A 13,282-nucleotide genomic window follows, 5' to 3' on the forward strand; every position below is an offset into this window, starting at 1 on the left:
ACCAGCAGGCGCCGCGCATCGGGCCGCGCGAGCCGGGAAGCCGCCAGCGCCGAAGCCGCCGCCGTGCGGCGCGCGGTGATCTCGTCGCCGTCCAGTTGCGCCAGCGGCTCGCCGGTGCGTGCGTCATACAGCACGTAGGTGGAAAACAGGCCTGGCAGGCCACGTGCGGCGTTGCCGGGAAAGATGTTGACCGTCTTGATGCCCAGGTAGCGGTCGGCGCGCCAGGCCGGCATGATGAGCACCGTGCCCTGGCTGCCGTCGGCGGCCGTGACCGTGTGGGTGTGCCGCAGCGGCACCTCGCAGCCCTCGACGAACAGGCGTTTGAGCGCCTCGATCAGGCGGTCGAAGGGCAAGGCCGCGCGGGTCTCCCCGGCACTGCAGATCTGCATGGCGCGGCAGCGGCTCAGGCGGGCAGGAAGCCTTCCACGGACAGGTAGCGTTCGCCGGTGTCGTAGTTGAAGCCCAGCACCTTGCTGCCGGCAGGCAGTTCAGGCAGCTTCTGCGCGATGGCGGCGAGGGTGGCACCGCTGGAGATGCCCACCAGGATGCCTTCTTCCCGCGCCGAACGGCGAGCGTATTCGCGTGCCGGTTCGGCGTCGACCTGGATCACGCCGTCGAGCAGGCTGGTGTCCAGGTTCTTGGGAATGAAGCCGGCGCCCAGGCCCTGGATGGGGTGGGGCCCAGGGGCGCCGCCGGAAATGACGGGCGAGAGCGTGGGCTCGACGGCGTACACCTTGAGCTGCGGGAATTTGGCCTTGAGCACCCGTGCCACGCCCGAGAGGTGCCCGCCCGTGCCGACGCCGGTGATGATCACGTCCAGTCCGTCCGGGAAATCGGCCAGGATTTCCTGCGCCGTGGTGCGGGCGTGCACGTCGGCGTTGGCGGGGTTTTCAAACTGCTGGGGAATCCAGGCGCCGGGGGTGGCGGCCTTGAGTTCCTCGGCCCGGGCAATGGCGCCTTTCATGCCCTTTTCCTTGGGCGTGAGGTCGAAGCTGGCGCCGTAGGCCAGCATCAGGCGGCGGCGCTCGATGGACATGCTGTCGGGCATGACCAGAACCAGCTTGTAACCCTTGACGGCCGCCACCATGGCCAGGCCGACGCCGGTGTTGCCGGAGGTGGGCTCGATGATGGTGCCGCCGGGCTGCAGGGCGCCGCTCTTTTCCGCGTCCTCGATCATGGACAGGGCAATGCGGTCCTTGATGGAGCCGCCGGGGTTGCTGCGCTCGGACTTGATCCAGACCTGGTGCGTGCTGCCAAACAGGCGGTTGATGCGCACGTGCGGGGTGTTGCCAATGGTTTGCAGAATGCTGTCAGCTTTCATGGGAGCTCCGTGTGAGGGGGTGAGAGGACCGGTTGTGCCCTTATTCTGGATGAATTGTTCTATCAAATTCGATATAACCTTATCCACACCCGCGATAATCACGCCTGTGAAGCCCGCCAGACCACCGCTGGTGCAATCTGGGAAACCAGGCACTGGAGGAACGTCCGGACTGCATAGGGCAGCGTAGCAGCTAACGGCTGTCCACTGACAAGCCCGGCACGCAAGTGCAGGGCCCTAAGGTGAGGATCAGAGCAACAGAGACGAGCCGCTTTGGTGCGGGTGAAACGGGCAATCTCTACGCGCAGCAATACCAAGTAGGCACACGTTGACGGGGCCCCCGGAGTGTGCGGGTAGGTAGCATCGAGCCGTTGGGTGACCAGCGGCCCAGAGTAATGGTGGTCACGCGCAGGGCAACTTGCGTGCACAGAATCCGGCTTATCGGTGGGCTTCACACTTTTTTTGTTGTATGGTTAGGTCTCCACACTGCTGAAAGAGGAGGCACCATGCGACCGATTCTTGAACTGCTGAGAAAACATGGCGGGGCCATCTGGAGCCTGCACCCCAACGACAGCGTGTTCGATGCGCTCAGGACCCTGGCCGATCGCGATGTCGGGGCTCTGCTGGTGATGGACGGCGACAGGCTGGTGGGTGTGTTTTCCGAACGCGACTACACCCGCAAGATTGCCCTGGCGGGCAAGGCCTCCCGGGACACGCTGGTGAAGGACATCATGACCGCCCAGGTGCAGACGGTGTCACCCCAAACCCGCACGCGCGAGTGCATGGCCCTGATGAGCCAGAAGAAGATCCGCCACTTGCCGGTGGTGGACGGCAGCCGGGTGCTGGGCATGATCTCCATTCGCGACATCATGGACGACATCATTGCCGACCATGAGCGGACCATCAGCCACCTGGAAAACTACATCACCCGCTAGAACTTCTCGTGGGGCGCCAGATAGCGCCACTGCCCCTCGGGCAGGTCGCGCAGGGCCACGCGCCCCAGCCGGATGCGGCGCATGTCCAGAATCTCCAGCTGGGCGCGCGCGCACAGGTGGGCAATCAGGCCGCGGTGCGCGCCCTTGATGGCAAAGCGCAGCTTGCTGCGCTCGGGCGTGCTGCTGTTGATGCTGACCTTGGTCAGCGGCAGGTCGCGGTCGGCGTCCTGCGTGCGGTTGAGCAGGTGCAGCGTCTGCGCCGACACCTCGCCGGCCACATCCACGATCACTTCGTGCTCCAGGGAAGCCATGTCGTCGTTCAGCTTGCGCGCCACGCGCCAGTCCTGCGTGAACACGATCAGGCCGCTGGCGGCCGTCTCCAGCGGCACCAGGGCCTCCAGATGCTTGAAGTGGCGCTGCAGCATGCGGATGCCGGACGGATCGTTGGTCAGATGGTTGGCTGGCGTCAGCAGGGTGCGCGCATCGTGGACCTTGCCGCGCCGCGCCGCACGGTTGAGCTTGGCCAGGGATTCTTCGGTGCCGTCCACCCAGTCGGCCGGCTTGTGCAGCACCAGGGTGATGGACTCCAGGCTGATCAGGCTGGCGTTGGGGTCGATGGTCACGGTCTGTGCATCCACCCGGAACTGCGGTTCCTCGACGACCATGCCGTCCACGCGCACCCAGCCGCCTTCGATGTACTGCTCGGCTTCGCTGCGCGAGCAGGGCACCAGCGCCGCCACGCGCTTGGCCAGGCGGTCACCGGTATCTGGCAGGGGCGGCGGTTGGTGGGGCGCCTGGGCTGGGGCTGGCGGCTTGGTGCGCAGTGCGGTGGTGGGCCGCTGGCGCGGCTTTGCACCGGGGCTGGCAGGCCGTGCGGTGGGTGCAGGAGTGGCGGCGGGCCGGGGGGCAGGTGTGGGCCTGGCCGGCTTTTTGGGCAGGCGCAGGGTGCCGGGTACGGGAGATTTCGTCATTGGGGGTACTGTAGTGCAGCCCGCACCGTTTTCACAGCCGGGCGGCAATGGCCGACAAACCTTCCAGCGCGCCCATGGCCAGGCCCACGTGGCCGGGCGGCGTGTGGGCCTCGCGCGGGTTGATGCGGATCAGGCGGGCGTGGTGCTGCTGCATGGCGTGGTGGCTGCGCTGGCGCACGCTGGGGATGGCGGTGCCGGCGCCCAGTTCCACCACCACCAGGCGCTCTGCACGCTCCAGCCACTGGTCCAGGTTGTGCTCCCGCGCCGCGCCGCTGCCGTCTACCCAGGCCCCGTCGCCAAACATCAGGATTTGTGGCCGGGCCAGGGCGCCGCAGTGCGGGCAGGTCGGCAAGGCGTTGCGCAACTGGCAACGGGTTTCATCCACGTCGGGCTGGAAGTCCGTGGTGGGCCAGACGTGTGGGCCGCACGGCATGGTGCATTGCAGGTGGTGGATGCTGCCGTGGCACTCCGTGACGTGCGCCGGCGCAAAACCGGCGGCCTGGAACTGGCCGTCCACATTGCTGGTGAAGACCCGTGCTCCCAGGGGCATGCTGGCCGCCCAGTGGCGCAGCAGGGCAAAGCCGGCGTGCGGCACGGTGCGGCGGTACAGGGCCAGGCGGTGGCCGTAGAAGCCCCAGGCCAGCCGCGGGTCGTGCGCAAATGCCGCCGGGTTGGCGATTTCGGTGAAGGCCATGCCGGTCTGCTGCAGCGCCGGGTAGGCCCGCCAGAAGCCTGCGGTGCCGCGGAAGTCGGGCAGGCCCGAGTCCACGCCCATGCCGGCACCGGCGCCGATCAGCATGCCGTCGGCCTGCTGGATCAGCTCGGCGGCCTGCGCGATCGGGGTGGGCTGCATCAGCGGTTCTTCTGGATACGTTCCAGGTGCGCCAGCAGCGAACGCTTGGCCACTGGCCAGACGCGGGGTTCCACGTCGTCGTAGGCCAGGGGTAGCCAGTCGTCCACCGTGCCACCGGGGTGGGCGGCGACCACGGCGGCGATCTTGGCCTCGCGTTTCAGGCGGTGCGCCTTCAGGTGGCTGATGGCGCCCGTGGCGGCGGCCAGCGAGCCGCCCAGCACGTGGCCGTGGGCCGGAAGAATGAACTGCACGTCGTGCGCTTGGCAGGCCGCCAGCAGCACATCCAGCGAGTCCAGGTAGTCGGCCATGTTGCCGTCGGGCGGGTCGATCACCGTGGTGCTGCCGTTGAGGATGTGGTCCCCCGAGAACAGCAGGCCGTCCTCCACCAGCAGCAGGCAGACGTGGTTGGCCGCGTGGCCCGGTGTGTGGATGGCCTGCAGTGTGTGGCGGGGTGCCAAATGGGCATCCGGCCCCCGTGGAATCAGCGTGAGCTGCTCCTGATTGTGTAGCACCCGGTCGGGCGTGAAGGCGCTGGCGGCGCGCGCCGTGGGCGCCGAGGGCAGGCCCAGGATGGGGGGGCGGCCCTCGCACAGGGCTTGGAGCGGCGCGGCGCCGGGCGAGTGGTCGGGGTGCGAGTGGGTGCAGACAATCTGCACGATGTTGCCGCCGCTGCCGTCCGGGTGCAGGGCGGCGCGCCACAGCCGGCGCAGGTGGTCGGCGTCCGCCGGGCCGGGGTCGATGGCGATGAAGCCGGTGCGTGCATCACCCACCAGGTAGCTGTTGGTGCCGGGGCCGGTCATGAAACCGGGGTTGGGCGCGGTCAGGCGCTGCACGTTGCGCGTCAGCGGCACGGCGCGTTCGCTCTGCCAGTCCAGCGCGTGGTGGGGCTCCTGGCCGTGGGGGTTGACCAGCGCCAACTCGCCGTAGGCCATGTCGTGCTGCAGCACGCGGGTGGCAATGCCGGCCAGCAGGGCGGTGCGCTGGGCGGGGCCCTCGCCCGCGGTGTGCGCGGTGCCAGCGGGATGCGAATGGAGGTGTTGATGGGGTCGTACCATGCGGGGCATTGTGCAGCCAAATGCGCCCGGATATCCAGTGCGGTGGCGACGGCCGGCATGGAGAGATAATCCGCTGCATGCGAATCCGATTCACCAAAATGCAGGGCGCGGGAAACGACTTCGTCGTGCTCGACGAAACGCGGGGCCGGCTGGGCCTCTCCGCGGCGCAGTACCGCTTTCTGGGTGACCGGCACTTTGGTGTCGGGGCCGACCAGATCCTGAGTGTGCGCCCGTCGCCCGCCGAAGGCATCGATTTTGAATACGCCATCCACAACGCCGACGGCGGCGAGGTGGAGCAGTGCGGCAACGGCGCACGCTGCTTTGCGCGCTTTGTGCGCGACCAGGGCCTGACGCAGAAAGACGTGCTGCGCGTGCAGACCCTGAAAGGCGTGATCGAACCGCGCCTGACCGCGGACGGCCGCGTCACCGTGGACATGGGCGCGCCCGTGTTCGCGCCCGAGCAGGTTCCGTTTGATGACGCGGGCCTGCAGCTGCTGCCCCGGGGTTCCTGGGGGGTCTGGCCGCTGGCCCTGGCCGATACGGCGCCTCCCACGACGGTTTTCATCGCCACGGTGTCCATGGGCAACCCGCACGCGGTGCAGGTGGTGGACGACGTGGACACCGCGCCTGTGCAGGCCCAGGGGCCGCTGATCGAGCGGCATGTGCGCTTCCCCCAGCGGGTCAACGCCGGCTTCATGCAGGTGCTGGACCGCAGCCATATCCGCCTGCGGGTGTACGAGCGCGGCACGGGCGAGACGCTGGCTTGCGGCACGGGCGCCTGCGCCGCCGTGGTGGCGGGCATCCGGCTGGGTCTGCTGGACACCACCGTGGAAGTGCAGACCCTGGGCGGGGTGCTGAGCATTGCGTGGGCCGGTGGCGCGGCGCCGGTCCTTATGACGGGCCCGGCCACCACCGTTTTCCAGGGCGAAATTGAAATTCCGGACGACCTATGAACCAATCACTGAACAACCCCATCACCGAAGACGACATTGCCAACTACCTGAGCATCACGCCGGATTTCTTCCAGCGCCATGCCGAGCTGCTGGCGGCGGTGCAGTTCACCAGCCCGCACAGCCACCGCGCCGTGAGCCTGCAGGAACGCCAGGCGGAAATGTTGCGGGAAAAGATCAAGGTGCTGGAGCAGCGCATCATGGAGATGATCCGCAACGGCAACGACAACGTGCTGCTGTCGGACAAGATCCTGCGCTGGGCGCGCAGCCTGCTGCTGGCCAGCGATCTGCGGGCGCTGCCTGCGGCCATCGCCGAGGAAATCCAGCAGCAGTTTGCCGTGCCCCAGGTGGGGTTGCGCCTGTGGGGCGTGGCACCGGCGTTTGCCGACCTGGCCGCAGCCCAGGGCGTGAGCGACGACGCCAAGGTGTTCGCCTCTTCCCTCATGGAACCCTTTTGCGGCTTGAATACCGGCTTTGAGGCGGTGGGCTGGCTGGCGGACCCGGCCGCCGTGACGTCGCTGGCCCTGATTCCGCTGCGCAGCAGCCCGCCCAGCGCCACCGCACCCGCGTTCGGCATGCTGGTGCTGGCGTCGCCCGACGCGCAGCGCTTCCACAGCGGCATGGGCACCGATTTCCTGGCCCGCATGGGCGAACTGGCCAGTGCCGCGCTGTCACGCCTGAGGTAATGCGGTGTCGACCGACGCCCAGCTCGTCGAGCGCTACCTTGAGTATGTTCGCGTCGAAAAGCGGCTGGCCGCGCGCACGGTAGCGCTGTACGCGCTGGACCTGCACAAGCTGGCGGCCTTCGCCGCCCAGGTGCCGGTGGCGCTGACGGCGGTGCAAAACCCCCATATCCGCCGCTGGGTGGCGCAGATGCACAGCGGCGGCCGCAGTGGCCGCGGCATTGCCCTCATCATGTCGGGCTGGCGGGGGTTTTACCGTTGGCTGGGGCGCCAGGGCCTGGTGGCCAGCAACCCGGTGCAGGATGTGCGCGCTCCCAAGGCCCCCAAGCCCCTGCCCAAGGCGCTGGGGGTGGACGACGCGGTGCAGTTCGCCGATTTCCGCAGTGCCGACACCCCCTGGCTGGAGGCCCGGGACGCGGCCATGGTGGAATTGCTCTACGGCAGCGGCCTGCGCGTGGGCGAGCTGGTGGGGCTGGACGTGGTGGCCAGCGCCCGCGCCCGCGGCTGGGTCGATCTGCAGGCCTGCGAAGCGCATGTGCTGGGCAAGGGCTCCAAGCGCCGCACCGTGCCGGTGGGCAGCGTGGCGCTGCAGGCGCTGGAGCGCTGGCTGGCGCTGCGCGGGCCGGATGCGGCGGCGCAGGCGGATGCCGGTGCCCTGTTCACCGGCCGCAACGGCACGCGCCTGACGCCGCAGTCGGTCTGGCAGCGGCTCAAGCGGCGCAGCCTGCAGGCGGGCCTCTCCACGCCGGTGCATCCCCACATGCTGCGCCACTCGTTTGCCAGCCACATGCTGCAGTCCAGCGGCGATTTGCGCGCCGTGCAGGAGCTGTTGGGTCACGCCAACATCACCACCACGCAGGTCTACACCCGGCTGGATTTTCAGCACCTGGCCAAGGCCTACGACGCCGCGCACCCCCGGGCGCACGCCAAGGGCGGCAAGAAAGAGTAGGCCGGGCGCGCAGGCGCACAATCACGCGTTATGAAAACCATTCGACTGCGCGCCGGCAAAGAGCGCTCCCTGCAACGCCGCCACCCCTGGATTTTTGAATCTGCCATTGCCAAGGGCGGTGGCGACAGCGGCGAAACCGTGCGCGTGGAGTCCGACAGCGGCGCGTTCCTGGCCTGGGCGGCGTTCAGCCCGGCCTCCAAGATCCGTGCCCGGGCCTGGAGCTTTGACGAAAGCCAGCGCATTGATGCTCCTTTTTTTGCAGCTGCTGTCGCACGTTCCATAAAGGCCAGAGCCCGATTTGATATACAAAGTGACGGCATGCGCCTGGTGCACGGCGAGTCCGACGGTCTGCCCGGCCTGATCGTGGACCGCTACGGCGACACGCTGGTGGCGCAGTTCACCTCGGCCGGGGTGGAGAAGTGGAAAGGGGTGATTGCCGATGCCCTGCTGGCCGAGACCGGCTTGACCCGGCTGTATGAGCGTTCCGATGCCAGCAGCCGCGCCCTGGAGGGCCTGGCCGAGGCCACCGGCTGGCTGCGCGGCGACGGTCCCACCGACCTGGTGCTGCACGAGCACGACTGGCGGCTGGGCCTGAACATTGCCGAAGGCCACAAGACCGGCTTTTACCTGGACCAGCGCGACAGCCGCAAGAAGTTCGCCGACTACACCCGGCGCCTGGGCTTTCAGCGCGTACTCAACTGCTACTGCTACACCGGCGGCTTCACGGTGGCGGCGCTGGCCGGCGGTGCGGCGCACGTCACGTCCATTGACTCCTCCGGCCCGGCCATTGAAAAAGCGGCGGCCAATGTGGCCCTGAACGGCTTTGACGCCGCCCGCGCCACCTTCCTGGATGCCGATGTGAACGCCTCGCTGCGCCAGTTCCTGGACCAGGGCAAGACTTTTGATGCCATCGTGCTGGATCCGCCGAAATTTGCGCCCACGGTGGCGCATGCCGAGCGGGCGGCACGCGCCTACAAGGATATCAACCGCCTGGCCCTGAAGCTGCTGGAGCCCGGCGGCGTGCTGTTTACCTATTCCTGCTCGGGCGGTATCAGCGCCGACCTGTTCCACAAGATCGTGGCCGGTGCCGGCTCGGACGCCGGGGTGGACGGCTTCATCACCGAGCGCATGGGCGGCGCCCCGGACCACCCCATGACGATTGCCTTTCCCGAAGGTGAATACCTCAAGGGACTGGTGGTGATGCGCAAATAGCCGGACCCGGTGCAAACCGGGATTGCGCCGTGGTCTTGGCAGACCGCTACACTCCCCACCTGCTGAATTTTGGATTCCACAATGAGCCTTATCCCCGCCACCATCCTCACGGGCTTTCTCGGTTCCGGCAAGACCACCCTGCTCAAGCGGGTGCTGGAAGAAGCCCATGGCCAGAAAATCGCCGTCATCGAGAACGAGTTCGGCGAGGAAAACATCGACAACGACATCTTGGTGAGCGACACCAACGAGCAGATCATCCAGATGAGCAATGGCTGCATCTGCTGCACCATCCGCGAGGACCTGCGCGCCACGCTGCAGCTGCTGGCAGCCAAGAAACGCAAGGGCCTGCTGGATTTTGAGCGCGTGGTGATCGAGACCACCGGCCTGGCCGACCCCGGTCCGGTGGCGCAGACCTTTTTCATGGACGACGAAATTGCCGAAAGCTTCCTGCTGGACTCCATCCTGACGCTGGTGGATGCCAAGCACGCCCCGCAGCAGCTCGACGACCGCCAGGAAGCGCGCCGCCAGGTCGGCTTTGCCGACCAGATCTTCATCAGCAAATCGGAACTGGTGTCGGCCGACGAACTGGACGCGTTGCAGCACCGCCTCAAGCACATGAACCCGCGGGCACCGCAAAAAACGGTGCACTTCGGCGAGGTGGCACTTGGCGAGGTGTTTGACCTGCGCGGCTTCAACCTCAACGCCAAGCTGGACATCGACCCCGACTTTCTCCAGGAAGCGGCGCACGACCACGGGCATGACCACGCCCACCACGACCATGTGCACGGTGAGCACTGCAACCACCCGTCCCATGCGCACGGAGGCGGCCACCACCATCACCACGACGACGACGTCAAGAGCTTCGTGTTCAGGTCCGAGCGCCCGTTTGATCCGGCCAAGCTGGAGGACTTCCTGGGCGCCATCGTCAATATCTATGGCCCGCGCATGCTGCGCTACAAGGGTGTGCTGAACATGAAGGGGACGGACCGCAAGGTCATCTTCCAGGGCGTGCACCAGTTGATGGGCAGCGATCTGGGGCCACAATGGGCCGAAGGCGAGCCACGCTGCAGCAAAATGGTATTCATCGGCATTGACCTGCCCCAGGACATCTTGTTGCAGGGCATGGAGCAATCGCTGGTCTGAACGCCAAATGATTGTCTCGCTTTTGCAACTGTTAGGTTTTCCCAAGGCGAAGCCTGTACACTCGCGCGCCGGAGAAACCCCACCAAAGAAGCCTTCCAAGGCCCGTGGTGGAACAGCAGCCCCCACCGATCATGCGCAGGCCAGCCCTGCCAGGAGACAAGAAGTGATAGCTAAATCTGGAAAAGACAGCAAGGCCAAAACAAGCAAAAGCAAGGCGGCCGCCAAGCCGACCGCAAAACCTGCTGTCAAGAGCGCCAAACCTGCGGCCAAAACGGTGAAGCCGGCGGCCAAGCCGGTTGCCAAGGCGAAGACTGTGGTCAAGGCCAAGCCGGTAGCCAAGGTGCCGGCGAAGAAAACCGTCGCCAAACCGGTGACCAAAGTGGTGGCCAAGACTGTATCCAAGGGAGTTTCCGGAAAAACAACGCAACCGGCAAGCAAGGCAGCGGCCAAGCCCGCTGCCAAGGTGCCGGCGAAGAAAACCGTCGCCAAACCGGTGGCCAAGCCCGCCGCCAAATCGGCGACCAAAGTGGTGGCCAAGCCGGCCGCCAAAGCCAAAGCCAAATCCCCTGTCATTCCCGTCGCAAAACCGGCCGTCAAGCCGCCGGTCAAACCGACCCCCACTGCTGCGGCAGCGAAAGAGAAGAAACCCATGTCTGTGTCCCCTCCCGTTACCAAAGTGTCGCCGGCGCCTGCCGCTCCTGCGCCGGTAGCTGCTCCCGCCAAAGCCGGCCGGCCTTCGTCGCGCCTGGCCCAGTTGACTGTTCCGTCCATGGCGCAGACGGTGGCCTCCACCGCGGCCAAGGCCAGCTACAGCCAGTCGAGCCCGTCGCCCGTCATCGTTCCGGTGCTGCCCTCGGCGGTCAAGAAAGACCCCAAGCTCGCCAACAACTGGAAGACCAAGCCGGTTGCCGAGCTGACGGATGCCGAACTGATGGCCATGCCCGACTCCGAGTACATGAACGAAGTTCAGCTGGCGGCGTTCCGGTTGAAGCTGGCGAGTCTCAAGCGCGACATCCTCAGCAATGCCGGCGAAACCACGGAACACCTGCGCGAGGACACCTCGGTGGTGCCGGACCCGGCCGACCGCGCCACCATCGAAGAAGAGCATGCCCTGGAGTTGCGCACCCGCGACCGCGAGCGCAAGCTGCTCAAGAAGATCGAACAGTCCATCGCACGCATCGATGCCGGAGACTACGGTTACTGCGATGAAACCGGCGAAGCCATTGGTGTGGGCCGGTTGCTGGCGCGCCCCACGGCGACCCTGTCCCTGGAGGCGCAGCAGCGTCGCGAACTGAAGCAGAAGATGTTTGGTGATTGATTTCGCGCGTGTAATTGCGGCGCACATTTGGTAAGCTGTTTCCATGGCCACCAAAGACGATCGCCCGGGTCTGCTGTCGAAGATGGCGATGTTTGTTCGCAACCCGACCAAGGACTGGTCGGAGTTGGAACGGCTTGAGCCTGAGCAGGAAAGCGGCTACGACAAGCAGGCGCTCAAGGCAATGATTGAGCGCAAGCGGCAAAACGATTTTGTCCGCAAGCGGGAGTTTGACCAGCTGCGCAAGTTGCGCAGCCGCGATGCGGCTGCCGTGAGCGGCGTGGCACGGCCATCGGTGTTCCAGTCCAGCCTGACCACCGACCAGGACGGGCGCGCCGTGACGCTGAAGAAAATCGATGAGATCGAGGCCCAGATGTCCCGGCAGTGGTGGAAAGGCAAGCAGGAAGCAGCCGCCACCACCCAGAACGCGGGCCTGGTCGCCGACGGCCAGCCGCCCATTGACTTCCTCCTGCAAACCGTTCCCCCGGACCCCACGACGCTGTCCTCGGCCGGCTCGCAGAGCTACTCTGCCACCATGCCGTCGAATCTGGGGTTCTCCGGCTCGCAATCGGGTTCCGCGGAGTTTGTGCCCACCCAGATGGGGGCCGGCATGCCCCCTCCGGTGTCAACCCATGTGCCGCTGACGCGCGGGTCCGTGCCGGCGGCCGCCGCGTTGCCAGCGGCCAGCGTGCCGGGGGCGGGTTTCGCGCCGTCACCGTCGGATTTTTCCACCTCCGGGCTGTTTGCCATGGAGACCTCCGACAGTATGGCGACCGATCCGGATCTGGAAGAAGCAGCGATCCGCTTTGCCAATGGGGACGATGCCGGCGCCGAAAACGGCCTGCTGGACGCATTGCGGGGCGACATCGCCCTGCCAGACGCTGCGTTCTCCTGGGCGGCGGCCTTGCTGGACCTGTACCGCGCCACCCACAACCACGCCGGGTTTGACCGGGCCGTGAAGGAGTTTGCGATTTATTTCGACAATGTGGTTCCGGTCTGGGCGCCCATTGGTGATGCGCGCGGCGCGGACGGGGGCGTGGCGCCGCCGGTGCCGGCGGTGGGTGTTGCCGCTGCGGCTTCCTATCCGGACAGCGATGCCATTTGGGAAAGCCCTTCGGAACTGACGGCGCAGGCCATGGAGAACCTGCGCGAGGCCATGGCGGCCAACCCCATGCCGTGGCATCTCGGCTGGTCGCGGCTGGTGCGCATCACGCCGGGCGCCATGCCCTTGCTGGCGGGCCTCTTCAGCAGCCTGTGCGACGAGCCGGTGGTTCTGCGTTTCAGCGGCATGGACCGTCTGGTGCAGGCCTTGCGCGCGATGATGCCCTCCGGCGACCGCAGCGTGCCACCTGCCTGGTGGGCGGTCCGCCTGAACGTGCTGCGCACCATGCAGCTGCAGGACGAATTCGAGCTGGTGGCGCTGGACTACTGTGTGACCTATGAAGTGTCGCCACCGGCGTGGGAAAAAGCCCGCTGCCAGTTTGCCGATGTGGCCGCAGTCAATACCGCGCCCATGCGCGTCGAGACAGGGGATTGGGGAACCGGCTTCAACCTGGAGCCGACGGCCCCCATGGGGCTGGAGGCCGGTACGGCCAGCACCCGCAAGCTGCGGGGCCTGGTGCAGGGAGATGCCACGCAAGCGCTGGCCGGCTTGGACGAGGGGGGGCGCCGCCCGGGGGACCGCATCATCGTGGCCTGCGACGAACTGGTTCGTGTGGACTTTTCTGCGGCGGGCAGCATACTCAACTGGGTGGCCATGCGCCAGTCGGAGGGGTGCCATGTCCAGTTCCGCGATGTGCACCGGCTGGTGGCGGCCTTTTTCAACGTCATCGGCATCAGTGAGCACGCACGGGTGGTCCCACGGTCCCTGTAGTTGCACGGATTTTTGCCGATGGCAA

General features: G+C 66.7%; 12 protein-coding genes, 1 other RNA gene and 2 pseudogenes. 9 read left to right on the top strand and 6 right to left on the bottom strand.

The window, feature by feature from the left end; all coding sequences use genetic code 11:
- Both AC1Q5W_RS07200 and cysK read right to left on the bottom strand, forming a co-directional pair.
- Positions 1-389 (bottom strand): annotated as a pseudogene (locus AC1Q5W_RS07200) (bifunctional Delta(1)-pyrroline-2-carboxylate/Delta(1)-piperideine-2-carboxylate reductase); the annotation flags it as partial.
- A 14-nt stretch (positions 390-403) separates the two neighbouring features.
- Positions 404-1,321 (bottom strand): cysteine synthase A, encoded by a 918-nt coding sequence (gene cysK, locus AC1Q5W_RS07205; RefSeq protein WP_492644193.1) that lies wholly within the window; start codon positions 1,319-1,321, stop codon positions 404-406.
- Between the two features lie 108 nt (positions 1,322-1,429).
- Between cysK and rnpB the strand changes: the two genes are divergently transcribed.
- An RNA gene (gene rnpB, locus AC1Q5W_RS07210) (RNase P RNA component class A) lies at positions 1,430-1,775 on the top strand.
- 49 nt (positions 1,776-1,824) lie between these two features.
- Positions 1,825-2,253 (top strand): CBS domain-containing protein, encoded by a 429-nt coding sequence (locus AC1Q5W_RS07215; protein WP_492644192.1) that lies wholly within the window; start codon positions 1,825-1,827, stop codon positions 2,251-2,253.
- Here the strand turns inward: AC1Q5W_RS07215 and AC1Q5W_RS07220 are convergent.
- The 3 genes and pseudogenes from AC1Q5W_RS07220 to AC1Q5W_RS07230 form a co-directional block, all read right to left on the bottom strand.
- Positions 2,250-3,224: an RNA pseudouridine synthase gene (locus AC1Q5W_RS07220; RefSeq protein WP_492644191.1), complete on the bottom strand. Its 975-nt coding sequence runs from the start codon at positions 3,222-3,224 to the stop codon at positions 2,250-2,252. The genes AC1Q5W_RS07215 and AC1Q5W_RS07220 overlap by 4 nt on opposite strands.
- A 31-nt stretch (positions 3,225-3,255) precedes the next feature.
- On the bottom strand, positions 3,256-4,077 hold the full coding sequence (locus AC1Q5W_RS07225; protein ID WP_492644190.1) for an SIR2 family NAD-dependent protein deacylase: 822 nt from the start codon (positions 4,075-4,077) through the stop codon (positions 3,256-3,258).
- Positions 4,077-5,057, bottom strand: a pseudogene (locus tag AC1Q5W_RS07230) (MBL fold metallo-hydrolase); the annotation flags it as partial. The gene AC1Q5W_RS07225 and the pseudogene AC1Q5W_RS07230, both read right to left, overlap by 1 nt.
- Before the next feature lie 152 nt (positions 5,058-5,209).
- Between AC1Q5W_RS07230 and dapF the strand changes: the two are divergent.
- From dapF to AC1Q5W_RS07255, 5 genes are all read left to right on the top strand, one after another.
- Positions 5,210-6,085: a diaminopimelate epimerase gene (gene dapF, locus AC1Q5W_RS07235; RefSeq protein ID WP_492644189.1), complete on the top strand. Its 876-nt coding sequence runs from the start codon at positions 5,210-5,212 to the stop codon at positions 6,083-6,085.
- The gene (locus AC1Q5W_RS07240) at positions 6,082-6,768 is read left to right on the top strand and encodes a DUF484 family protein (protein ID WP_492644188.1); all 687 of its coding nucleotides are present in this window, start codon (positions 6,082-6,084) and stop codon (positions 6,766-6,768) included. The genes dapF and AC1Q5W_RS07240 overlap by 4 nt, the downstream gene beginning before the upstream one ends.
- Before the next feature lie 4 nt (positions 6,769-6,772).
- Positions 6,773-7,714, top strand: coding sequence for a tyrosine recombinase XerC (locus AC1Q5W_RS07245; protein ID WP_492644187.1), 942 nt, complete (start codon positions 6,773-6,775; stop codon positions 7,712-7,714).
- A gap of 30 nt (positions 7,715-7,744) precedes the next feature.
- Positions 7,745-8,926, top strand: coding sequence for a class I SAM-dependent rRNA methyltransferase (locus AC1Q5W_RS07250; protein ID WP_492644186.1), 1,182 nt, complete (start codon positions 7,745-7,747; stop codon positions 8,924-8,926).
- 81 nt (positions 8,927-9,007) lie between these two features.
- On the top strand, positions 9,008-10,069 hold the full coding sequence (locus AC1Q5W_RS07255; protein ID WP_492644185.1) for a CobW family GTP-binding protein: 1,062 nt from the start codon (positions 9,008-9,010) through the stop codon (positions 10,067-10,069).
- A 129-nt stretch (positions 10,070-10,198) separates the two neighbouring features.
- Here the strand turns inward: AC1Q5W_RS07255 and AC1Q5W_RS07260 are convergent, their stop codons facing one another.
- On the bottom strand, positions 10,199-10,720 hold the full coding sequence (locus AC1Q5W_RS07260) for a hypothetical protein (RefSeq protein ID WP_492646195.1): 522 nt from the start codon (positions 10,718-10,720) through the stop codon (positions 10,199-10,201).
- On the opposite strand from AC1Q5W_RS07260, the gene dksA reads away from it, so the two are divergent.
- Positions 10,641-11,387: an RNA polymerase-binding protein DksA gene (gene dksA, locus AC1Q5W_RS07265; protein ID WP_492646133.1), complete on the top strand. Its 747-nt coding sequence runs from the start codon at positions 10,641-10,643 to the stop codon at positions 11,385-11,387. The genes AC1Q5W_RS07260 and dksA overlap by 80 nt on opposite strands.
- 43 nt (positions 11,388-11,430) lie before the next feature.
- Positions 11,431-13,257 (top strand): STAS domain-containing protein, encoded by a 1,827-nt coding sequence (locus tag AC1Q5W_RS07270; RefSeq protein ID WP_492644184.1) that lies wholly within the window; start codon positions 11,431-11,433, stop codon positions 13,255-13,257.
- Positions 13,258-13,282: the final 25 nt, after the last annotated feature.

This window comes from Rhodoferax sp. MLSD5-FHT05B10 (assembly GCF_058793415.1).

What these genes read in the sequence shown, in the direction of transcription:
- AC1Q5W_RS07215 (WP_492644192.1), top strand. Translation starts at nt 1,825, where the DNA reads ATGCGACCGATTCTTGAACTGCTGAGAAAACATGGCGGGGCCATCTGG.
- AC1Q5W_RS07260 (WP_492646195.1), bottom strand. Translation starts at nt 10,720, where the DNA reads ATGGGTTTCTTCTCTTTCGCTGCCGCAGCAGTGGGGGTCGGTTTGACC.
- AC1Q5W_RS07270 (WP_492644184.1), top strand. Translation starts at nt 11,431, where the DNA reads ATGGCCACCAAAGACGATCGCCCGGGTCTGCTGTCGAAGATGGCGATG.
- dapF (WP_492644189.1), top strand. Translation starts at nt 5,210, where the DNA reads ATGCGAATCCGATTCACCAAAATGCAGGGCGCGGGAAACGACTTCGTC.
- AC1Q5W_RS07250 (WP_492644186.1), top strand. Translation starts at nt 7,745, where the DNA reads ATGAAAACCATTCGACTGCGCGCCGGCAAAGAGCGCTCCCTGCAACGC.
- AC1Q5W_RS07225 (WP_492644190.1), bottom strand. Translation starts at nt 4,077, where the DNA reads ATGCAGCCCACCCCGATCGCGCAGGCCGCCGAGCTGATCCAGCAGGCC.
- AC1Q5W_RS07255 (WP_492644185.1), top strand. Translation starts at nt 9,008, where the DNA reads ATGAGCCTTATCCCCGCCACCATCCTCACGGGCTTTCTCGGTTCCGGC.
- AC1Q5W_RS07240 (WP_492644188.1), top strand. Translation starts at nt 6,082, where the DNA reads ATGAACCAATCACTGAACAACCCCATCACCGAAGACGACATTGCCAAC.
- cysK (WP_492644193.1), bottom strand. Translation starts at nt 1,321, where the DNA reads ATGAAAGCTGACAGCATTCTGCAAACCATTGGCAACACCCCGCACGTG.
- AC1Q5W_RS07220 (WP_492644191.1), bottom strand. Translation starts at nt 3,224, where the DNA reads ATGACGAAATCTCCCGTACCCGGCACCCTGCGCCTGCCCAAAAAGCCG.